This is a genomic window from Spelaeicoccus albus (assembly GCF_013409065.1).
GTDB lineage: Bacteria > Actinomycetota > Actinomycetes > Actinomycetales > Brevibacteriaceae > Spelaeicoccus > Spelaeicoccus albus.
In genome coordinates this window covers 1,689,110-1,710,077 of record NZ_JACBZP010000001.1, presented here as the reverse complement: position 1 = coordinate 1,710,077, position 20,968 = coordinate 1,689,110, and the positions used below count along the sequence as shown (strand labels likewise).

Genomic DNA, 20,968 nt, shown 5'->3' with positions numbered 1-20,968 from the left:
TCACCCCATCACGAAGAACATGCTCGCCATGCCGGCCGCCATCAGGACCTCGTAAATGCGTTCGACCACGCAGTGTCTTTCGCGCGGCCGGCGGACGGCAGCCGCGATCCACCGGATCGCGGCAAATGCGAAGATCGCGGCCACCGCGACGGCAGTCGGCGCGATCCATTCGCCGGCCCTGCCCATCATGACGACCATGAGCACCATGGCGCCCATCATGAAAGCGTGATACCAGAGGGCGATGGGGTGCTGGTGGGTGCCGTGTGCGCCCTTCATCCACGGGCGCCGGGCCAATAGCGCTTGAACCACCAGCCACACGGCGGCCAGTCCGAAGACGACGACCTGCGGGCCGGCCGGCACCCCCATCCCGGACGGCCACGCCATCGCGATCATGGCGATGGCCATCAACAGGTGCGCGAACAAGTTGAACTGTTCGATGCGGCCGCCGCGGATGACCAAGCGCGACGTGCAGTACCCGCTGCACGCCACGAAGACGCCCGTGACGACCCAGCGCAGGACGACGTCGGCAATCACGAGTCGTCCTCGTCCGGCACGCTGCCGGCGACGTTCTTCAGCCGCAGGCTGTTCGTCACCACCAGCAATGACGACAGCGACATGGCGGCCCCGGCGATCAGCGGGTTCAGCAGTCCGAACGCGGCCAGCGGAATCGCCGCCACGTTGTACCCGAATGCCCACAACAAGTTCAGGCGGATGGTGCGCAGCGTGCGCCCGGCAAGCCGGACGGCGTCCGGCACCACGCTGAGGTCTTCGCGCACCAAGATCATGTCGGCGCTTTTCAAGGCGATGTCGGTGGCTTTGCCGACGGCCAGGCCGAGGTTTGCCGTGGCCAGAGCGGCCGCATCGTTGATCCCGTCGCCCACCATTGCCACCCGGCGTCCGTCGTCCTGCAGGGAGCGGATTGCGTCGACCTTGCCGGCAGGCAGCACGCCGGCAATCACCTCGTCGACGCCGATCCGGTCGGCCACGGCGCGCGCCGTCCGTTCGCTGTCGCCCGTGAGCAGCACGGTGCGCAGCTTCATCGATGCCAGCTGCTCCATGGCGTGCACTGCGGACGGGCGCACCTTGTCGCCGAGCCCGAGCACCCCGGCCAGGCGTCCGTCGATTCCGACAAGGACGGCGATGGTGCCGGACTTTTCGTACCCGTCGATCAGCTCGGCCGCATCGTTCGGAACGTCGATGCTCTCGCCGGCCAGGAACGTGCGGCTGCCGACCAGCACCCGGCGGCCGTCGACAGTGCCGGAGACGCCCAATCCCGGATGCACGGCGAAATCGGCTGCCGCCGGCACGGCATCCAGATTACGATCGGCGTACCGGGTCACTGCCGCCCCGAGCGGATGCTCGGAGAGGCGTTCCAGGGCCGCGGCCGAGCGGATGACCTCAGTTTTGTCCCGGCCGGGCGCCCACACGCGGGTGAGCAGCACCGAGCCGCTCGTCACGGTGCCGGTCTTGTCGAACACGACTGTGTCGATGCTGCCGCTGGCCTCGAGCGCCTCGTGGCTCTTGATGAGGATGCCCAGTTGTGAGCCGCGGCCGACGCCCACCATGAGCGCGGTCGGCGTGGCGAGTCCGAGTGCGCACGGGCAGGCGATGATGAGCACTGCCAGGCCGGTGCCGAACGCGGTGCGAAGTTCGGCGCCGCTCAGCAGCCAGGCCCCGAACGTGATGAGCGCGATGGCCATCACGACCGGCACGAACACCGACGCGATCCGATCGGCCAGGCGTTGGATCCGGGCCTTGCCTTCTTGCGCGCGACCGGCCAGGGCGGCCATTTGCGCGAGTTCGGTCTGTCGTCCGACGCGGGTGGCCGTGACGACCAGTCGCCCGTTTGTGCTGATGGTGCCGGCAAGGACTTCGTCGCCGGGACCGAGTTCGCGCGGCGCCGGCTCGCCGGTCATCATCGAGGTGTCGATATCGGCACTCCCCTCGTCGATGGTGCCGTCGGCAGGGACCGTTTCGCCCGCTTTGACAACTATGTGCTCGCCGGGCATCAGCATGTCGATGGGCCGCACCGTTTCAACCCCGTCGGCGATGATGCGTGCCGTGTCGGCACCCAATGCGTTCAGCGCGTTCAGCACGTCGGACGCCGCACGGCGCGAGCGCGCTTCGAAGTAGCGACCGGCCAGCAGGAACGTCGTCACGCCTGCCGCGACGTCCAGATAGATCGAGTCGGCGCCGGCCGGGGTGACGCCGAAGCCCAGCCAGTAGCCCGCCTCGGTGGACGGTGAGATCAGCAAGGTCCAGGTCGACCAGACGAAGGAGGCCATGACGCCTATCGACACGAGAGCGTCCATGCCGAACGACATCTGCCTGATATCGCGCAGTGTTGCCTTGTGGAACGGCCAGGCCGACCAGAACACCACCGGCACGGCCATCAAGACGGACACCCACGTCCAGCCGGTGAACCGCAGCGACGGCACCAACGCCAGGGTGATTGTCAGGTCGCCGAGCGGCAGCGCCAGCAGTGCCGCAACGATCAGCCGCCACAGCAGCATGCGCGAGCGGGCTTGCGACTCGGCGGCCCCGGCTTCTTCGGATTCATGCAGGGACGCCGTATAGCCGGTCCGCTCGACACAGGCCACGATGTCGGCGGCTGACAATTCGGGCAGCCCCGTCACCGCTGCGCGCTCGGTGGCGAAGTTGACGCGAGCTTCGCTCACGCCCTCCAGCTTGCTCACCTTGCGCTCGATCCGGCTGGCGCAGGCCGCACAGCTCATCCCGCCGATGTCGAACACGAGCGGTGCCGATGCGGCAGCCCCCGGGTCGGGTGCGCCGTCAGTGCGTGGGTTGTCGGTTGCGGTGGTCATCGGCGTCCTTCGAGCACGGAGACGGTGTCGGGTGAGAATTCGGTCCGCTGCCGGTCTTGCCGCATCCACACGAGGAGCAGGCCGGCGATCACGAAGACCAGCGGCGCTTCGCCGCCGATCCAGTCGATGATCCCGCCGGCGAATTGATCGGCCTTCAGGCCGCCCCTCCACTTCGCGTCCAGATACGTGAAGTAGGTGTATCCGATGATGGTGCGCATCGACATGATCACGATGGCGAAGACGGCGTGGAAGGGCATCATGGCGAACACGAACGCCAGCTTGCCGAGCGCCGGCAGCGACTTCGGCGGTTTGTCGGCGCCGACGACAAGCCAAAAGAACAAGTAGCCGATCACCAAAAAGAACAGTCTGACGACTTGGTGTCCCCAGTGGAAGATCATCAGGTGAGTGAAGGCCGGCGTCATGTAGAAGCCGAAGTAGCCGACGATGTAGATGACGAACACGACTGCCGGGTTGGCAAGTACCCGCATCATTGGTGAGTTGACGCATCCGGTGATCCACTCCCGGGGGCCGGCGAACGGCCCGGCACGACCGGATGTCGAAGCAAGAGTCAACGTGATCGGCGCACCAAGCACCAGCAGCAGCGGTGAGATCATTCCCAGCACCATGTGCGTGGCCATGTGCATGCTGAAGGTCGCCGGCGAATACACGCCGGGTCCGGCAGTGGTGACTGCCACGACCGACGCCCAGCCGGCGATCCAGGAGACTGTGCGGTGAAGCGGCCACGCGTGCGTCGTCCGGATGCGAAGGCGCCGCACGCCCCACAGATAGACGGCGACCCCGGCCACGGCGATCGTCAGGAACAAGATGTTGACCCGCCACGTGAGCAGCAGGTTCAGCGAAGTCGGCGGATCGGGCAGGGTGTAGCCGAGCAGGGTCTTTTGGATCGTGACGTCGGAAGCGAAATAACGCGGCGGCGGGATCCTGTCCATTGCGGCGGTGAGTCCGAAGTAGCCGAGCCCCAGCATGATCCAGACGGCCGGCATGAATGCGGCCGGTCCGGCCGTTCGGCGCCCGGCGCTGCGCGTATCAGCGCGACGTCCGATCGCGCCGGGCGCCGCCGTCAGCACGCCGAGCGCCACCAGCACCAGCATGCGGGCAATCATGATCCGGCCGGACACGCTGGCCAGAGGATTGGTGCCCGCCAGTTCGAACACGTCGACGATGAGGTCGGTCAGGCCCACAATGCCGAACGCCCACCACGACAGCCTGCGGAACCTCAGCGCCGCCGGGTCCGCCAGCGGGCGGGTCGAGCGCCTGGTGCTGAGCACCATTGCCGAACCGATCCATACGGCCACGGCGATGGAGCCGAACATGGCGGCGTCCGTTTCCCAGTCGTGATTGGCGGCAACTGCCACATGGCCCGTCACGACGGGCGGAAGCACGCTCAGACCCGCGACGACCAGGAGCAGGACCGCCGCGCGCCACGTGCGCACGGCGCCGGCCGTGAACCCGACCACCCCGGCGCCGATGGTCACGAGAATCCACGCCTTGGGCAGGTTGGCCGCGCCGATCATCGTCATGAGCGCTTCGGGGCTGATCCCGCGCGCCACGGACAGTCCGTTGGTGTCTGCCGCATCGACCACGATGAGGATGCAGGCCGTCAGCGCCCAGAGCAAGCCGAAGGAACCGGCAGTGCCGAAGGCCCGCGCCGCAGGCGGGGTGATCCGCCCGCTCCTCCGGGCCGGGATCATGGCCAGGCCGACGACGAGCGCGCCAATTGTCACGGCACCGGTGAGATAGGAAATCAGTCGCAGCACGCTCGACGTCACAGCCGTGGGCAAGCCCGGAAAGTTCTCGTTCACACTCGAGTAATTGGCCTCACCCGGCACCGTGACCGCAGCGACTGCGAGCACGACTGCGGCCGCCGCCCCCACGAGCACGGGCAGCCACGAAAACTTGCCTCTGGAATCGATACGCATATCCACGGCAATTCTACAGCGCGTGGAAAGACGCGAACCACCGCGGATTCACCCCGCCGCGCCAGGTCGGCGGACAATGAGAACCTCCTACAACATTAGTCATAGACCATGACTACATCGGGAATCATCGTGCGTACGGGTCGGTTATCTCGCGAAGCTGGTCCAGGATCTGCCGCAGCAGCGTGAAGTTACGGGTGCCCAGGTAGGTCTTCCACTCCGAGAGAATTTCGTCGAGTGTCGACTGAGCCGTTTCCGACGCCCGTAAGCCACGTCCCTCGATGACGATTAATCGCGCGCGGCCATCCGCGGGATCAGGAACCCGGCGAACATAGCCGAGGCGTTCCAATTGATCGACCATTACCCCGGCGCTCTGCTTGCTCATCTGCGCCTGGTCAGCGAGATCCGTGAGCCGCGAGCCATCCGGGGCGACGCGTTGAAACACGCGGCACTGAGCAAGGGTCCAATCGTCGAACCCGGCATTCTGAAGAGCCCGGAACATTCGGTCCTCGCTGTACCGCCACGGGATGAACAACAACACGCCGAGGTTGATCTGCTCATCGTCGTCCATGCCGCTCTCGACTCCCTTCATCCCGTCCGGTCCCACGGGTTCACACTCTACGTCAATCCTGTCGCACCGAGTCGTCACTGCGTATCCGCAGCGTTTGTTTTCTGTAGCGCTGATGATTATAGTAAAGATTATTGACTATTTCAGCAACATCTATCGAAAGGAAACATCATGTCCATAGTCGTCACCGGAGCATCAGGTCACCTCGGCCGGCTAGTCGTCGATCAGCTCCTCGCCACGGGAACACCACCGACGCAGATCGTGGCCACGGGTCGACGCACTGACAAACTCGCCGATCTCGCCCAGCGCGACGTCACGGTCCGGCGGGCAGACTTCGCCGATCCGGCCACGCTCGACGACGCTCTCGTGGGCACCGACGCGATGCTGCTGGTCTCCACGAGCACGGTCGGTGAACGATTCGACAATGCCCGCACCGCCATCGACGCGGCCGTTCGAGCGGGGGTGTCCAAGATCGTGTACACCAGCATGGTCAACGCCTCGACCGCACGGATGACGCTCGCCGACGCACATCGTCGTACCGAGGAGTACCTGCGTAACAGCGGTGCGGCCTTCGTCATCCTGCGCAATGGGTGGTACTTGGAGAACTACACCGACCAACTCCCGGTGATCGCGCAATATCACGCATTGATGGGCAGCGCGCGCGATGGCCGCGTCAGCGCCGTCAGCCGACGCGATCTCGCAGCAGCCGCCGCCGCAGTACTCACGCAGGACGGGCACCTCGGAGCGACCTACGAACTCGGCGGAACGGCGTTGACCCTGGCCGAACTCGCCGCCACATTCAGCGACGTCCTCGGCTCCCCCATCGCCTATCAAGACATGTCGGTTGCGGATTTCACCGGCACTCTGACTGCTGCGGGGCTGCCCGCAGAGATGGCTGCCTCCGTCGCCGACGCCGACGCCGGCCTGGCTCGCGGAGAGTTGTTCACCGCTAGCGACGACCTGGCGAAGCTCATTGGCCGGCCGGCGATCACGGCGCACGAAGCCGTCCGGGAAGCCGTGACGGCGGCGAAGTCGCGATGACCGCCGGCGGACCGCGCGTCACTATCGTTCACTCGGCCTCAGGAACCTCATGATTCACGTTGCGCTGTTCGTACACCTGTTGGGCGTCGCTCTTCTTGTCGGTTCCGTGACCGCCACCGTGCTGACGATGCTGCGCATACAGACTGCCGGGACCGTACGCGAGCTGCGATCACTGATCGCGGGGACGACGCGCGTCGAAGTCGTGATCATCCCGGCCATGCTCGTGATCATCGGGTCCGGTCTCTACCTGGTCGCGCAGAATGGATACGGCATCCCCTGGACCGCCGGCTGGGTCGTCACTTCCTTGGTCGTCACTGCGATATTGGCGGCAATGGGGCCCACCGTGGAGGCAAGTGACGACAGGCGCCTCCGGACGGCGATTGCCGGCGCATCGGGCGAGATACCGCAAGCCGATCTCCGCGCAATCCAGCTGGCTGCCAGACCGACCTATGTGGTCTTTTTCGGCACGTCACAGGTTGTGGCGTTGCTGTACCTGATGACGAACAGGCCGGACCTCGCCGCCGCGATTGCGGCTTGTGCCGTCGCGGCTGCCGCGTCGGCCATTGCCGCGTTCTTCAGACTCCGAACAGTGCGTCGAGCCTCGACGACCGCCGCGAACCACGCGTAGCGTGGTCGGCATGACGGGCACACGCGGCGATGCCGGCCGGATGACTTTAGCGTTCACCGGCCCGTTGTGGTTTTGGCGCGGGCCGGCCCCGTTCTACTTCGTCACGGTGCCGGACGCCGAAAGCGCGGAACTCCACGACATCTCCGCGCTCGTGTGCCGATCAAAGCCGCAGTGCGCCGGGCGGAGGCATTGGACGAAGGCGACTTCGCCCACATGACCCTTACGCCGATTTCCCCGCATTAGACCCCGCTTCGCCGGGAAGCTGGGAGCCCGTGAACGCGACTTGCGGGTCGACGTCCGCAAAATGACAGGCCACCGGGTGCCCTTGTCCGCGTTCGACGAGTTCGGGCACCTTCTCGGCGCAAATCGATTGCGCCTTGGGGCACCGCGTGCGGAACCGGCATCCGGACGGCGGATCGACGGCGCTCGGCACGTCGCCCTGCAGCACTATCCGCTTTCGCGACGAACGGGCCGCCGGGTCCGGCATCGGCGCTGCCGAGAGCAGTGCCTGCGTGTACGGGTGGCTCGGCGAGCCGTACACCTGATCACGGGTGCCGGTCTCCATCACCTTGCCCAGGTACATGACCGACACGCGGTCCGAGATATGCCGGACGACGGTGAGATCGTGCGCAATGAACAAATAGGTCAACTGGAATTCGTCTTGAATCTTCTTCAGCAAGTTGATCACTTGCGCTTGAATCGACACGTCCAGCGCCGACACGGGCTCATCGAGCACCAGCAGCCGAGGATTCAACGCCAATGCCCGGGCGATGCCGATGCGTTGGCGCTGCCCGCCGGAAAATTCATGCGGATACCGTTTGGAATGGTCCGGACTGAGACCGACGACCTCCATCAGTTCGGCGATCTTCTTGTATCCGCCGCTTTTGGCGTACAGGCCGTGGACGCGCAGCGGCTCGGCGATCAAATTAAGGACCGTCATGCGCGGGTCCAAGGAGGCAAAGGGATCTTGGAAGACGATCTGGATGTCCCGGCGCAGCTCGCGCATACGCCCGCGGCCGAGCGTGGTGATGTCTTCGCCGTTGAACTCGATGGACCCGCTTGTCGGCTCGGTCAGTCGGATGCTCGTGCGCCCAAGACTCGTCTTGCCGCAGCCGGACTCGCCGACAACGCCGTGCGTCTGCCCGGTGACGAGGTCGAGGTCGACGCCGTCGACCGCGTGGACGGCGCCGGTCTGCCGTTTGATCAGTCCGCTCGTGATCGGAAAATGCTTCACGAGCCCTCGGATGCGCATGATCGATTCGTCGGCTGCCGGCGCCCGGTCGGTGCTCGGCGGATTCTGGGTGCTCATTGGATGTTCTCGGCCTCCTCAAGCAAATGCGATGATTCGGCGGCCAGCTCGTCTTTGAAATGGCACGCCGACGAGTGTCCGGCGATACCGGCCGGTTCGAGAACGGGTGGCGTCGTCCGGCAGACCTCACGGTCCTTGGCGAGCAGACAGCGCGGATGGAACGGGCAGCCGGGCGGCACGTGGGCCAGATCGGGCGGATTGCCGGGAATCGGTTTGAGCCATTCCTCGTCGCCGCCGGCCGTGGGCAGGCTGCCCAGCAAGCCGAGAGTGTAGGGATGGCGCGGGTTCGTGAAAATCGTCTCCACGTCGCCGGTCTCGACGACGTGGCCGGCGTACATGACGACGACGCGGTCGGCCATTTCGGCGATGAGGCCCAGGTCGTGGGTGATCATCAACAAACCGGCGTCGGTTTCGGCTTGCGCGGCCTTCAACACGTCCATGATCTGCGCTTGGATCGTCACGTCGAGGGCGGTCGTGGGCTCATCGGCGATCAGCAACGCCGGATCGTTGGCGATTCCCATGGCGATCATGGCGCGCTGGCGCATGCCGCCGGAGTACTCGTGCGGGTACTGCGAATATTGCTGCTCGGGTTGCGGCAGTCCGACCAGCCGGAGCAGGTCGACCGCCTTGGCCCGCAGAGTGGCTCGGCCGGCCGGGTGATGGGCTTTGATGGCCTCGACGATTTGCGGACCGACGCGCAGCACCGGATCGAGACACGTCATCGGGTCCTGCGGGATCAATGCGACATCCCTGCCGCGGATCCGCCGCAATTCCTTGTTGGACAGTTGCAGCAGATCCTGGCCGCGGAACATCGCCTGGCCCGAGGTACGTACCCGGGCCGATGCCGGGATGAGTTTGAGCAGCGACAGCATCGTCACGCTCTTGCCCGAACCCGATTCGCCCACGACGCCGAGCGTCTCTCCCGGATACACGTCAAAGCTCACGTGATCGACTGCCCGCACGACGTCCGTCCGAGTATGGAAGCTCACCGACAGATCTTTGATCGACAGTACCGGTTCAGCCACTGTGGCTCCTTTCAGGCAAGTCCGTCACTCGCGAAGGTTGGGGTCGAGGGCGTCGCGGAGACCGTCGCCGGCAAGGTTGAAGCCGAGAACGACAAGAAAGATCGCCAGCCCGGGGAAGGTCGACGTGTAGGAAGCGTGAAAGATGTACGACCGGCCTTCGCCGAGCATGGTGCCCCATTCCGGCAGCGGCGGCTGCACGCCGAGCCCGAGGAATCCCAGGCCAGCGGCCACCAGGATCGTGAGTCCGACGTTCAGCGTGGCGAACACGACGATGGGCGTCAGCGAGTTGCGCAGCAGGTGCCTGCGCAAAATCGTCATTCGCATCGACCCGAATGCTTCGGCGGCCTCGACATAGACCGACTCGCGCAGGGAGAGCGCCTGGCCGCGGGCCAGTCGGATGAATTGCGGAATGACGCCGATCCCCGCCGCAATGATGACGCTCTTCATTCCAACGCCCATGACGGCCACCAGTACCAACGCCAACAGGAATGCGTTGAACGAGAGCATGATGTCGGCGACGCGTTGGATTCCCATGTCGAACCAGCTGCCGAAATAGCCCGAGATGAGTCCGAGCGGCACGCCGATGGCGACGGCCAGCAGCGTGGCGACCACGCCGATCATGAGCGTGTAGCGGCCGCCGTACATGATGCGCGCCAGGATGTCGCGTCCGAGGTCGTCGGTGCCGAGCGGATGGACCAGCGACGGCGTCTGGAACGACTGGGACAGCACCTGGTGCGTCGGATCGTACGGCGTCAGCAGCGGTGCGAATATTGCCGCGAGAATGAAGACCGCGAGAATGCCGACACCCGTGACTGCCGCCTTGTTCCGAAAGAAGACGCGCAGGTTCTTGTTCACCGGGCGCTCGCCTTTTTGCACGCGCTGCGCGCCCGCGTTGTCCCCGGCTGCCGTATCAGTCATAAATCCTCACTCGTGGGTCGACGACGCCGTAGAGCAGGTCGGTGATGATGTTCACGACGATGAACATCGCCGCGAAGACGAAGACGATGCCCTGCACCATTGGGAAGTCCCGGGCCTGGATCGACGTCACAAGCAGTTGGCCGATCCCGGGCCAGGAGAACACCGTCTCGGTCAGCACGGCGCCGCCCAAGAGCGTGCCGAACTGCAAGCCGATCACGGTGAGAATCGGGACGAACGAATTGCGCAGCGCGTGCTTGTACACCACGAGCCATTCGACGACGCCCTTGGCACGCACCGTGCGGACGAAGTCCTGACCCAAGGTGTCCAGCATCGTCGACCGGGTCATTCGGGAGACTATCGCCATGGAGAACACGCCCAGCGTGACGACTGGAAGTATCAGGCTCGACAAGGTCTGCGCCCCTCCGGTGGGCAGCAGCTTCAAGTTCACCGAGAAGAGAACGATGAGCAGGATGCCGAGCCAGTACACGGGCATCGAGATGCCCATGACTCCGATCATCGAGCCGATGGTGTCGGCGAGCTTGTTCTTGTGAGTTGCCGACATCACGCCGAGCAAGATGCCCGCGATGACTCCGACGAGCGTGCCCAAGATCGCCAGCTCCAGCGTGAACGGAAGCCGGTTCCCGATCTCGGCGAGCACCGGCGTGCCCATCCGGGCCGAGAAGCCCATGTTTCCTTGCACCAGGTGCCCGAGGAACGTCAAGTACTGCACGATCACCGGCTGATCGAGACCCATCGAATGCCTGATCTGATCGACCTCGGCCTGCGAGGCCTGCATTCCCGCGATCACCCGTGCCGGGTCGCCCGGAAGGAACTGGATGAGTATCACCAGCACCAAGGCGACGCCGAGCAACGTGATGATCGAGGCAATGATCCGCCGAACCAGGTATGCCCAGAATCCGCTCACTCGTGCCTCTTCTTCAAGTCAGTGGTCGCTTGCATGGCCGCCCGTGGGTCAGCTCGCCGGATGCGCGTAGATCGTGTTGAACTTCTCGTTCGGGATATACGACACTCCGGCGACCTTCGTCGAGTAGGCGAGGATCAGCGTCTGGCTCCACAGGAACAGCCACGGCGCATCGCCCCAGATGAGCTTTTGCGCCTGGCAGTAGTCATCGTTGCGCTTGGACGTGTTCAGTTCCTTGTTGCCCGACGCGATCAGCTTCTCGACCTTCGGGTTGGTGTAGAACGCGGTAGCCAATCCGTTCGGCGGCCAATCCGATTTCTGGAACATCTCGAACTGCGTCGGTGCGTCCAACGCGCCGGGGGCCCAGCCGAGAATGTGCATGTCGAAGCCGCCCTTTTTCAGGTTCGTCTTGGCTTGGTACGACGGCCAGTCCATGGTTTGCACCTTGACCTTGACACCGACGTCCCGCAGATTCGACGCAATGGCTTCGGCCGCTTGCTTGTCTTGCAGGTACCTGCCGGTCGGCGTGCCGAACTTGATGGACAAATTCGTGGCGCCGGCTTCCTTCAGGAGCTTCTTGGCCTTTTTCGGGTTGTACGGATAGGAACCGACCGAACAATAGCCGGTCAGGCTCTTGGCCAACGGCGAATCCATCAAATCGACGGCACCAAAGAGCACATGCTTGATGATGCTTTTCTTGTTGACCGCGTAGTTGAACGCCTTCCGGACCTTTGCGTTGTTGAACGGCGGCTTCGAGTTGTTGAACGCAATGAACACGGACCTGTCGCTCGGAGCCTTGAGCACCTTGAGGTCGGAGCCCGAATCGAGCGATTTCAAATCGCTGACCGGCGGGTTCATGATCATTTGCAGTTGTCCCGAGCGAAGCCCGGCTTCGCGGGAGTTCGCTTCGGGCATGATGTGGAAGTCGACCTCGCCGTAATACGGCTTCTTGCCCCAGTAGTCCTTTGCCTTCTTATAGACGACAAGGCTTCCCTTGTCGAACTTCTGGAACGCGTACGGCCCGGTACCGACCGGTTTGACGACGTTCTTGTAGCTGTTGCCGTCCTTCTTCACCGATGTGGGCGAGAGCATCGACGACGTCGTGATACCGAGATTATTGATCAACAGCGGATCGGCATATTTCAATTCGAGCTTGACCGTCGAATCGTCGACGACGTCGACCTTCGTGATCACCTCGAAGGCGCTGCGCAGCGGCACCTTGACCTTCGGGTCGAGAATGCGGTCGAGGTTGAATTTCACGGCTTTGGCATTGAACGGCGTTCCGTCATGGAACTTCACGCCCTTGCGCAAGTGGAAAGTGATGGCCTTGCCGTCCTTGGACGTGTCCCACGACTTGGCCAGGCCGGGCGCCGTCTTACCCTGCTTGGTCAGCTTGACCAGAGGTTCCAGCCCGTAGTCGATCACGTTCTGCACAGTGGTCGTCGTCTGCTGTGCCGGATCGACGGAGTCCAGATCAACGCCGATGCCGATATTGAACGTCTCACTCGACCCGCCGCCGGAGCCGGATTTATCGGGGCCGCCGCCACCGGTCGTGCAGCCGGCCAGAGCCATTGCCGCTGTGACGACTATCGCCGTGACGGTGGTGCGGGCTTTGCCCCTCGATCGCGCCGAACTGCGGCGCGTGGAGGCGGGAACCGATAGCGAACGCATCTACTTCTCCCTTGAAAAAGATCACGAAGCGATTGTGAAGTTTGTCGGCTGCGTCTCTGACGAGCGGTCGGCACACGAGTGACAGCCTGATAGGCAAGAAACGCCGGCGACTGGTGATCGCCGGCGTGGCTTGACTCGAAGTGTTCCATGTCACATTGAGCAAGTCAATAGATTTGTTCAACAATCCAAACCGCGGCTTGCGGTTTCGGTTTCCCCCTCCCCGTTCGCCGTCAGCGGCTCGCGTCGGCGAGGGCGCGGTCGATCGGCGTGTCGCCACCCGTGAACTGCAGGAATTTGCCTGCCGACTCCGGCATCCGCAGCACCGTTGCGGCCACGCCTGCCACGTCGTCGCGGGTCACTTCGCCGGAGTCGGCCCCGATCTCGATCAACCCGGTGGCCGGTCCGTCGGTGAGTTTGCCGGGCCCCAGAATGGTCCACGCCAACGAGGTTGCCGCAAGGTGCGCATCGGCCGCCGCCTTGGACTCGGCGTAGGCATAAAACGGATTGTCCGGGTCGACACCGTGCTGCGGCGAGGCACCGAAATACGACACCATGACGTACCGCGGAACTCCTGCCTGCTCGGCCGCGTCCATCGATCGGATCGCCGCGTCCCTGTCGACCGCGTAGGTTCGTTCGGGGTCGCCGCCGCCGGCCCCCGCCGACCACACGACCGCGTCCTGCCCGGCCATTGCAGCAGCCATGGCGCCCACGTCCATGCGCTCGACATCCGCCATGACCGGCGACGCGCCGGTCCGCTCGACGTCCGCGGTGTGGTCCGGATTGCGAATCAATGAGCTGACGGAATGTCCGTCGCCGGTCAAGATGCGCGCCAGCTGCAAAGCGATCTTGCCGTGTCCTCCGATAATGGCGATCTTCGACACCTGATGTCTCACTTTCTTCACGTTGCGGTGCATTGTCTTGTGGTGTCGGCAACGCCGCGGCGCCGGGGAGTATTTCTCGGCAGGCCTGAGTCCTCGGCGCGTTTATGACGGAATGCGACAGCGTCCCGGCAGCCGTTCCCCATCTTTCACTTCGCACTCACCGAGGATCTTCTATGCTCATTTCCGGACTGATTGTCGGCGCGATACTCGGCTTCGCGGTACGCAGCGTGGCCATCGACTCCAGCACCATTTACGGCGCTTTGGGCGTCTCTCCGTGGATAGTCGTCGGCGTTCTGGTCATCGGCGTCGGCCTCGGCGGCGGCGCCCTGATGGGCATCGGCGCCTCGCTGGCCGGCGGGTGCACTGTCGGCAACGGGCTGGCCGCCAAGCTCACCATCACCCCGCACCGGAATCGTCCCGTGGCGCCGGGCGATCCCGCATCCGTTCCGGCACCCCGGACTGCCGCGCACCGCTGACACCATTAAGGAGTTCCCCTGATGCAAAAGACACTGGAAACCGACGGCCAAGTCTGCCCGTTCCCGCTCGAAGAAGCGAAAGCGGCAATTGGCGACCTTGCGGCCGGCGACGAGTTGATCATCAACTTCGACTGCACGCAGGCCACCGACGCGCTCCCCCGCTGGGCCGCCGAGAACGGGTACCCGGTGACCAATTTCGCCAAGGTGACGAACGCGTCGTGGACGATCACGGTGCAAAAACCCTGATATCCCGGGCCCCGCGGGGCCTCACGCCGAGAGCGAAAATCCAGTTTGACTGTTGCGTACCGCCCCGTGGTTACGAAACGGTGGAGACTGCCGCATTTTCAATCGGATTGGAGCTCTTCATGCTCACCCTGACCCCGAACGCCAGCACGATCGTCAAGACCATCGCCGATCAGTCGGCGCAGGAAAGCGAAACGGCCCAGGCCGATCAAGTCGGTCTGCGGATCAGCAGCGAAGAAAGCACGCCCGAAGAATTCACTGTCGCCACGGCCGACGCGCCGGCTGAGGGCGACGAGGTAGTGGAAAGCGAAGGCGCTCGCGTCTTCTTGTCCGAGACCGCATCAACGGTTTTGGCCGACAAGGTGCTCGATGCCCAGGTCGACGAGGCCGGAGCGGTCACGTTCCAGCTCGGCGAACTTGCCGAATAGCTCAACCGGCTCCGCGGGGTAGTTCGTCCCCGACGAGCACACAAGTTTCAGCCCCGTGCCGGACAGATCACCCCGGCGCGGGGCTGAACTTGTGACCGGCTCGCGTCATTTTTCTGCAAGCAGTTCGACCAGACAGTCGACGGCAAGACCGTATCCGGCCACTCCGGCCCCGGCAATGACTGCTTCGGCCGCCGCCGAGAGATAGGAATGATGCCGGAATTCCTCACGCCGGTACACGTTCGTCACGTGCACTTCGATCGTCGGAAGTGCCACCGAACGGATCGCGTCGGCCAAGGCGACCGAGGTGTGCGCCAGACCGCCCGGGTTGATCACGATTCCGGCGTGAGTGGTCCTCGCCTGGTGAATCCGGTCGATCAGCGCGCCTTCGTGATTGCTTTGCAACGCGTCGAGACCGAAACCGGCGGACGCGGCACGCCCCTGCGCCAGCTGCTCCGCGTCGTCCAGCGTGTGCCGCCCGTACAGCTCGGGCTCGCGCAGGCCCAGGGCGTTCAAGTTCGGGCCGTTGAGCAGCAGGATTCGCGGTAGTGCGTCGGTCATCGGGGCCCTTTCATCGTCGTGCGCGGGGTCGTCTCGCCGGTGCTCACACGATACCGCGCAGCACGAATTGTCACCGAATGCTCTCGAATCAATGACGTTTTGGCAGGCGGCGTCATCGGGGGCCGAGCCGTCGGTATTATCGATACGCCGCAGTGCTTTCGCCGTATTCGTCCTCGACACGTCGATTCGGCGGCGCTGGAGGTTATGTGAATACGCGACGTGCGCGCTGGTACCGGTATGTCCGCCACTTCTCGCTGCCGGCATTCCTAGCCGCCGTGGTCGTGGCGGTCCTTGTCATGACCACTACCGGCCCCCTGGACTCCGGGGCTCGGGCGGCCCGGGCCACGACACACAGCGACGCGGAGCCGCAGCTCGCCCGCGTTTCTCTCTCCTCGAACATCCGCTACGGCACTGCCTCGCCCAATCAGTCGCTCACCGTGTGCTCACCGGCCGCTTCGGCGGATTCCGCAGCCGGCAACCGGCCGGCCGTCCTCGAGATCCATGGTGGCGGCTGGGCACACGGCGACAAGTCCGGCGCAGGCTGGACGGACGTCTGCCGCTGGCTCGCAACACAGGGATACGTCGCCTTTTCCCTCAACTACCGGCTCGTGCCCGCCGCCCGCTTCCCCGCGCAACTCGACGACGTGACTGCAGCGCTGCGCTGGATCCGCACGCCGAAAAACGCCAAACGGTTCGCCGTCGATCCGCACCGCTTGGGGGTCTTCGGCGGGTCCGCCGGCGGGAATCTCGCCGCGCTCCTCGGCATGCGCGGGACCGGCGATCTCCATTCGGGCACGCGCGTCGCCGCCGTCGTCGACTTGTCGGGGCCGATCGATCTGACGGCAGCGGGGCAGCGCCGCGGCCGCCCCGGCGCTTACCTGCAGCGCCTCGAGCTTGCATACCTGCACTGCCGCACGTTCGCGCGGTGCGCCCAGAGCAAGGCCGCTTCGCCGCTCTACGCCGTCGACCCGTCCGACCCGCCGGTCTTCATCGGCGGGTCCGAGAACGAACTCGTGCCGTCCGCGCAAGGCAAGGCGTTCGCATCGGCGCTGCGCGCCGCGCGGGTGCCTCACACGCTCGACCTCGTCCCCGGTCATCGGCACTCGATCAAGGCGTTCGATCGACGAATGCGCGCCAAGGTCGCCGCGTTCTTGAACCGTTGGCTCGGCTGACGAAGCACCGACGGCCTGGCGGCCCCATCCAGTGCACCACCGGATAAACTACTCGTGAGTAACATAGCGGGGGTACCCGGCAAAGGAGCACATCGGCCATGACGCACGACGCATTCATTTACGAGGCGATCAGAACGCCTCGCGGCAAGGGAAAGAACGGGGCGCTGCACGCCACCAGGCCCATCGATCTGGTCGTCGGACTGATCGGGGAAATCCGGGACAGGTTCCCCGACCTGGACCCCGCCGTCATCGACGACATAATCCTCGGGGTCGTCTCCCCCGTCGCCGAACAAGGCGCCGATATCGCCCGGACCGCCGCCATTGCGGCGGGGCTTCCCGACACCGTGGCCGGCGTCCAGCTCAACCGGTTCTGCGCGTCGGGCCTGGAAGCGGTGAACCAGGCAGCCCAGCGCATCGTCTCCGGATGGGATTCGTTGATAATGGCCGGCGGCGTCGAATCGATGTCGCGCGTACCGATCGGTTCGGACGGCGGCGCGTGGCCGAGCGATGCCGGCACGAACTACGACACCTACTTCGTGCCGCAAGGCATCAGTGCCGACTTGATCGCCACGGTGCAGGGGTTCACCCGCGAGCAGGTCGACCAGTACGCCGTCACCAGCCAGCAACGCGCCGACCACGCGTGGAAATCCGGCTACTTCGCACGATCCGTCGTGCCCGTGAAGGACATCAACGGCGTGACGGTTCTCGATCACGACGAGCACCGCCGTCCGGAATCAACGCTCGAGTCGCTCGCCGGGCTGAAGCCGTCGTTTGCAAAGCTCGGTCGGATCGGCGGGTTCGACGCCGTCGCGTTGCAAAAGTACTACTCCGTCGAAGCCATCAACCACGTGCACCATCCGGGCAACTCGTCGGGCATAGTGGACGGGTCGGCGCTCGTGCTGGTCGGCAGCGAAGAGGCCGGCGCGGCACAGGGCCTGACGCCGCGCGCCCGCGTCGTCGCCACCGCGGTCACCGGTTCCGATCCGACGATCATGCTGACCGGCCCGACCCCCGCCACCGAGAAGGTGCTGAAGACCGCCGGCCTGACGACTGGCGACATCGACCTGTTCGAGATCAACGAAGCGTTCGCTTCGGTCGTCATGAAGTGGGTGCGTGATTTCGACCTGCCCGCCGACAAGGTGAACGTCAACGGCGGCGCAATCGCCATGGGCCATCCGCTCGGGGCGACGGGCGCCATGCTGGTGGGCACCATGGTCGACGAACACGAACGCCGGAATCTCCGCCGCGCACTCATCACCTTGTGCATTGGCGGCGGCATGGGCGTGGCAACGATCATCGAACGCGTGTGAACGACGAAATGGGAAACGAGAACATGGACAACATCATCCGGTGGTCGGGCCCCGACTCCGACGGCATCGTCACGCTGACGATCGACGACCCGACCCAAAAGGTCAACACCATGAACGACTCGTACCGCGCCTCGATGCATGCGAGCGTCGAACGACTGGAATCGGAGCGTGACTCGATCTCGGGTGTCGTGCTGACGTCGGCGAAGTCGAGTTTCTTTGCCGGCGGCGATCTGAAGCAGCTCTCCGCGGTCGGGCCGGCGGACGCCGCCGCTCTCACCGAGACTGTCCAATCCACCAAAGCGGATCTGCGCCGGTTGGAAACTCTCGGCGTACCTGTCGTGGCCGCGCTGAACGGCGCGGCACTGGGCGGCGGCCTCGAGATCGCGCTTGCTGCGCACCACCGGATCGCCGCGGACGTGCCCGGCGCCAAGTTCGGCTTCCCCGAGGTCGGACTTGGTCTGTTGCCGGGCGGCGGGGGCATCGTGCGTACCGTGCGCATGATCGGCATCGTGGAGGCCGTGTCCAAGATTTTGGCCACCGGTAAACAATTCGGGCCGGCAGCGGCCAAGGATGCCGGACTGATCGACGACGTCGTGCCGGCCGACCGGCTCATCGATGCGGCGCGCGACTGGATCGCGGCCAACCCGGGCGCCGTACAACCATGGGACGTGCCCGGCTTCCGCATTCCCGGCGGGACGGCGTTCAGCGGACGGCTGGCCGCCGACTTTCCCGGGGTGGTCGGCAACGTGCGCAAGCAGGTCAAGGGCGCGAACATGCCGGCGCCGAAGGCGATCCTGGCAGCCGCCGGCGAAGGCGCGCTCGTCGATTTCGACACGGCCGCGCTGATCGAGACCCGGTACTTCGTGCACTTGTTGACCGGGCAGGTCGCACACAACATGATCCGCGCGTTCTTCTTCGACGCGCAGGCCATCAAGGCCGGCAAATCGCGCCCCGACGGCTTCGAGAAGTACACGGCCCGCAAGGTCGGCGTGATCGGCGCCGGCATGATGGGCGCGGCGATCGCGTACGTCAGCGCAAAGGCCGGCATCGACGTCGTCCTGAAGGACGTCTCGGACGAAGCCGCCGCCAAGGGCAAGGCCTACGCCGAATCGCTGGAGCAGAAGGCGCTCGCCGCCGGCAAGACCACGGAAGAGAAGTCCGCGGCGCTGCTCGGGCGCATCACGCCGTCCGGCGATCCGTCCGCGCTGGCCGGCGTCGACTTCGTGATCGAGGCCGTGTTCGAAAGTGTCGAGGTCAAGCACGCGGTGTTTGCGGAGCTCGAACCGATTGTCCAGCCGGACGCCGTGCTGGGCTCGAACACGTCGTCGTTGCCGATCACGACGCTGGCCGAGGGCGTGAGCCGGCAAGAGGACTTCATCGGGATTCATTTCTTCTCGCCGGTCGACAAAATGCCGCTCGTCGAGATCATTCGCGGCGCAAACACGTCGGACGCCGTACTCGCCAAGACAATCGACTTCGCCATGCAGATTCACAAGACGCCGATAGTCGTGAACGATTCGCGCGGGTTCTTCACCTCGCGCGTGATCGGCGGTTTCGTGAACGAGGCGATGGCCGCCCTTGCCGCGGGGGTCGAACCGGCAGCCATCGAGCAGGCCGGCCTGCAGGCCGGATACCCGGCTCCCCCGCTGCAGTTGATGGACGAGCTCACGCTCACGCTGCCGCGCAAGATCCGCGACGAGGGCAGACAAGCCGAACGCGCCGCCGGGCGGGAACCGGAGTCGCACGCCTCGGACGTCGTGATCGACCGAATGCTTGATGAATTCGGGCGCACCGGCAGGTCCGGCGGCGCCGGCTTTTACGAGTACTTCGACGGCAAGAGGGTGCGGCTGTGGCCGGGCCTGCGCCAAGCGTTCGGTTCGGGAAGCGTCACCCTGACCGATGACGATTTCGTCGAATTGCAAGAGCGCATGCTGTTCGCCGAATCTCTCGACACCGTGCGGTGCTTTGACGAAGGCGTGCTCATGTCGTATCCGGATGCGAACCTCGGGTCGATCCTTGGAATCGGGTTCCCGGCGTGGACCGGCGGCGTGCTGCAATACATCAACCAGTACAAGGGCGGCCTTGCCGGATTTGTCGCGCGCGCCGACGACCTGGCCGGCAAATACGGCCCGCAGTTCGACGTGCCGCAGTCGCTGCGGGACAAGGCGGCCGCCGGCGAGGTGTACGAGTGAACGCCGGACCGGCGACGATCGAAACGTCGACGGCCGGCGGCGTCCGCACTTTGCGTATTGCGCGTCCGGAGCGGCTCTGCGCGGTCGACGTACCAACGATGTGCGATCTCATCGACGGCCTCCAGGGGGCAGTTGACGATCCGGAAGTGCGCTGCGTCGTCCTGACCGGAACGGGCCGTGCCTTTTCGGCGGGCGCGGACCTGCGCGAACTTGCTCAGCCGTCGCCTGCGCCGCGGGCCGCCGAGCTGCTGGCGACACACGACGGGCTGGGCGGGCAGGCGCCGGGCACGCGCGGCAAGGCCGTGATCATCGATGTGTGCAACAGGTTCGTGTTGGCGATCACCGAGGCGCCCGTCCCGGTGATCGCCGCCGTCAACGGTCTCGTGGTCGGCGTCGGCAATGCGTTTGCCCTGGCCGGCGATCTGGTGCTGGCATCGTCGTGCGCAACGATGTCCTTCGGTTTTTCCAAGATCGGGCTGATGCCGGACGGCGGCGCGACGGCGTTGGCACCGGCGCGCATGGGCCGCGGCGCGGTGGCCAGGATGCTGTACGCGCACGAAACTTTGGACGCCGCCGAAGCGATGCGGGTCGGCTGGGCCGACGAGGTGGTGCCGGCCGAAGAGTTCGACGCCGTGGTCGCCGAGCGCGCAGCGGAGTTGGCGTCCGGGCCCACGCGTGCGTGGGCCGCGTCGAAGGCGTCATTGGCGGCGGGGCTGCGCCCGGAGCTGCTGCGCGCCATGCAGGCCGAGGCCGACGGACAGGTTGCGCTGGCCGAAACCGACGATCACCGCGGGGCTGCCCGGGCATTTGCCGCCGGCGAGGCCCCGACGTTTCGGGGCCGTTGATTTCAGTGCCGTTGAATTC

The 20,968-nt window shown here is 65.2% G+C and carries 21 protein-coding genes; 10 read left to right on the top strand and 11 right to left on the bottom strand.

All coding sequences use genetic code 11. The features are described from left to right. The 4 genes from BJY26_RS07885 to BJY26_RS07870 form a co-directional block, all read right to left on the bottom strand. A complete protein-coding gene (locus BJY26_RS07885; RefSeq protein WP_179427144.1) occupies positions 1-534 on the bottom strand; it encodes a DUF5134 domain-containing protein in 534 nt (177 codons plus the stop codon). Continuing rightward, the gene (locus tag BJY26_RS07880; RefSeq protein ID WP_179427143.1) at positions 531-2,825 is read right to left on the bottom strand and encodes a heavy metal translocating P-type ATPase; all 2,295 of its coding nucleotides are present in this window, start codon (positions 2,823-2,825) and stop codon (positions 531-533) included. The genes BJY26_RS07885 and BJY26_RS07880 overlap by 4 nt, the downstream gene beginning before the upstream one ends. Continuing rightward, positions 2,822-4,765: a cytochrome c oxidase assembly protein gene (locus tag BJY26_RS07875; RefSeq protein ID WP_179427142.1), complete on the bottom strand. Its 1,944-nt coding sequence runs from the start codon at positions 4,763-4,765 to the stop codon at positions 2,822-2,824. The genes BJY26_RS07880 and BJY26_RS07875 overlap by 4 nt, the downstream gene beginning before the upstream one ends. Positions 4,766-4,889: 124 nt before the next feature. Beyond that, positions 4,890-5,333, bottom strand: a complete 444-nt coding sequence (locus BJY26_RS07870; RefSeq protein ID WP_179427141.1) for a MarR family winged helix-turn-helix transcriptional regulator — start codon at positions 5,331-5,333, stop codon at positions 4,890-4,892. Between the two features lie 168 nt (positions 5,334-5,501). Here BJY26_RS07870 and BJY26_RS07865 point away from each other — a divergent pair, with 168 nt between their 5' ends. From BJY26_RS07865 to BJY26_RS07855, 3 genes are read left to right on the top strand one after another with little or no spacing between them, the layout of a single operon-like run. Beyond that, the gene (locus BJY26_RS07865; RefSeq protein WP_179427140.1) at positions 5,502-6,371 is read left to right on the top strand and encodes an SDR family oxidoreductase; all 870 of its coding nucleotides are present in this window, start codon (positions 5,502-5,504) and stop codon (positions 6,369-6,371) included. A 49-nt stretch (positions 6,372-6,420) separates the two neighbouring features. Beyond that, positions 6,421-6,999 (top strand): DUF2269 family protein, encoded by a 579-nt coding sequence (locus tag BJY26_RS07860; RefSeq protein WP_179427139.1) that lies wholly within the window; start codon positions 6,421-6,423, stop codon positions 6,997-6,999. Between the two features lie 10 nt (positions 7,000-7,009). Next, complete coding sequence (locus tag BJY26_RS07855) at positions 7,010-7,216, top strand: DUF1905 domain-containing protein (protein WP_237249049.1); 207 nt, start codon at positions 7,010-7,012, stop codon at positions 7,214-7,216. A gap of 3 nt (positions 7,217-7,219) precedes the next feature. Here BJY26_RS07855 and BJY26_RS07850 read toward each other — a convergent pair whose 3' ends face one another. The 6 genes from BJY26_RS07850 to BJY26_RS07825 all read right to left on the bottom strand — a co-directional run bounded on the left by BJY26_RS07850 (position 7,220) and on the right by BJY26_RS07825 (position 13,725). Further along, positions 7,220-8,308: an ABC transporter ATP-binding protein gene (locus tag BJY26_RS07850; protein WP_179427138.1), complete on the bottom strand. Its 1,089-nt coding sequence runs from the start codon at positions 8,306-8,308 to the stop codon at positions 7,220-7,222. Further along, positions 8,305-9,333 (bottom strand): ABC transporter ATP-binding protein, encoded by a 1,029-nt coding sequence (locus BJY26_RS07845; RefSeq protein WP_179427137.1) that lies wholly within the window; start codon positions 9,331-9,333, stop codon positions 8,305-8,307. Before BJY26_RS07845 ends, BJY26_RS07850 begins: the two co-directional genes overlap by 4 nt. Before the next feature lie 24 nt (positions 9,334-9,357). After that, complete coding sequence (locus BJY26_RS07840) at positions 9,358-10,251, bottom strand: ABC transporter permease (protein WP_179427136.1); 894 nt, start codon at positions 10,249-10,251, stop codon at positions 9,358-9,360. After that, positions 10,244-11,176, bottom strand: a complete 933-nt coding sequence (locus BJY26_RS07835; RefSeq protein ID WP_179427135.1) for an ABC transporter permease — start codon at positions 11,174-11,176, stop codon at positions 10,244-10,246. Before BJY26_RS07835 ends, BJY26_RS07840 begins: the two co-directional genes overlap by 8 nt. 48 nt (positions 11,177-11,224) lie before the next feature. Beyond that, complete coding sequence (locus BJY26_RS07830) at positions 11,225-12,844, bottom strand: ABC transporter substrate-binding protein (protein WP_179427134.1); 1,620 nt, start codon at positions 12,842-12,844, stop codon at positions 11,225-11,227. A 230-nt stretch (positions 12,845-13,074) separates the two neighbouring features. Then, a complete protein-coding gene (locus BJY26_RS07825) occupies positions 13,075-13,725 on the bottom strand; it encodes an SDR family oxidoreductase (protein WP_179429855.1) in 651 nt (216 codons plus the stop codon). A 173-nt stretch (positions 13,726-13,898) separates the two neighbouring features. Here BJY26_RS07825 and BJY26_RS07820 point away from each other — a divergent pair, with 173 nt between their 5' ends. The 3 genes from BJY26_RS07820 to BJY26_RS07810 all read left to right on the top strand — a co-directional run bounded on the left by BJY26_RS07820 (position 13,899) and on the right by BJY26_RS07810 (position 14,872). Then, entirely contained in the window at positions 13,899-14,201 is a 303-nt protein-coding gene (locus BJY26_RS07820) for a hypothetical protein (protein WP_179427133.1), read from the top strand. 21 nt (positions 14,202-14,222) lie between these two features. Further along, positions 14,223-14,447 (top strand): sulfurtransferase TusA family protein, encoded by a 225-nt coding sequence (locus BJY26_RS07815; protein WP_179427132.1) that lies wholly within the window; start codon positions 14,223-14,225, stop codon positions 14,445-14,447. Between the two features lie 119 nt (positions 14,448-14,566). After that, positions 14,567-14,872: a Fe-S cluster assembly protein HesB gene (locus tag BJY26_RS07810; RefSeq protein ID WP_179427131.1), complete on the top strand. Its 306-nt coding sequence runs from the start codon at positions 14,567-14,569 to the stop codon at positions 14,870-14,872. Positions 14,873-14,977: 105 nt separating this feature from the next. On the opposite strand, the gene aroQ is transcribed toward BJY26_RS07810, so the two are convergent. Further along, positions 14,978-15,430, bottom strand: coding sequence for a type II 3-dehydroquinate dehydratase (gene aroQ, locus BJY26_RS07805; protein ID WP_179427130.1), 453 nt, complete (start codon positions 15,428-15,430; stop codon positions 14,978-14,980). Positions 15,431-15,636: 206 nt separating this feature from the next. On the opposite strand from aroQ, the gene BJY26_RS07800 reads away from it, so the two are divergent. The 4 genes from BJY26_RS07800 to BJY26_RS07785 all read left to right on the top strand — a co-directional run bounded on the left by BJY26_RS07800 (position 15,637) and on the right by BJY26_RS07785 (position 20,949). Beyond that, the gene (locus BJY26_RS07800; RefSeq protein ID WP_179427129.1) at positions 15,637-16,602 is read left to right on the top strand and encodes an alpha/beta hydrolase; all 966 of its coding nucleotides are present in this window, start codon (positions 15,637-15,639) and stop codon (positions 16,600-16,602) included. A gap of 98 nt (positions 16,603-16,700) precedes the next feature. Beyond that, on the top strand, positions 16,701-17,912 hold the full coding sequence (locus tag BJY26_RS07795) for an acetyl-CoA C-acetyltransferase (protein WP_179427128.1): 1,212 nt from the start codon (positions 16,701-16,703) through the stop codon (positions 17,910-17,912). Beyond that, positions 17,909-20,104, top strand: coding sequence for a 3-hydroxyacyl-CoA dehydrogenase NAD-binding domain-containing protein (locus BJY26_RS07790; RefSeq protein WP_308191260.1), 2,196 nt, complete (start codon positions 17,909-17,911; stop codon positions 20,102-20,104). The genes BJY26_RS07795 and BJY26_RS07790 overlap by 4 nt, the downstream gene beginning before the upstream one ends. Further along, entirely contained in the window at positions 20,101-20,949 is an 849-nt protein-coding gene (locus tag BJY26_RS07785) for an enoyl-CoA hydratase-related protein (RefSeq protein WP_179427127.1), read from the top strand. The genes BJY26_RS07790 and BJY26_RS07785 overlap by 4 nt, the downstream gene beginning before the upstream one ends. Positions 20,950-20,968: the final 19 nt, after the last annotated feature.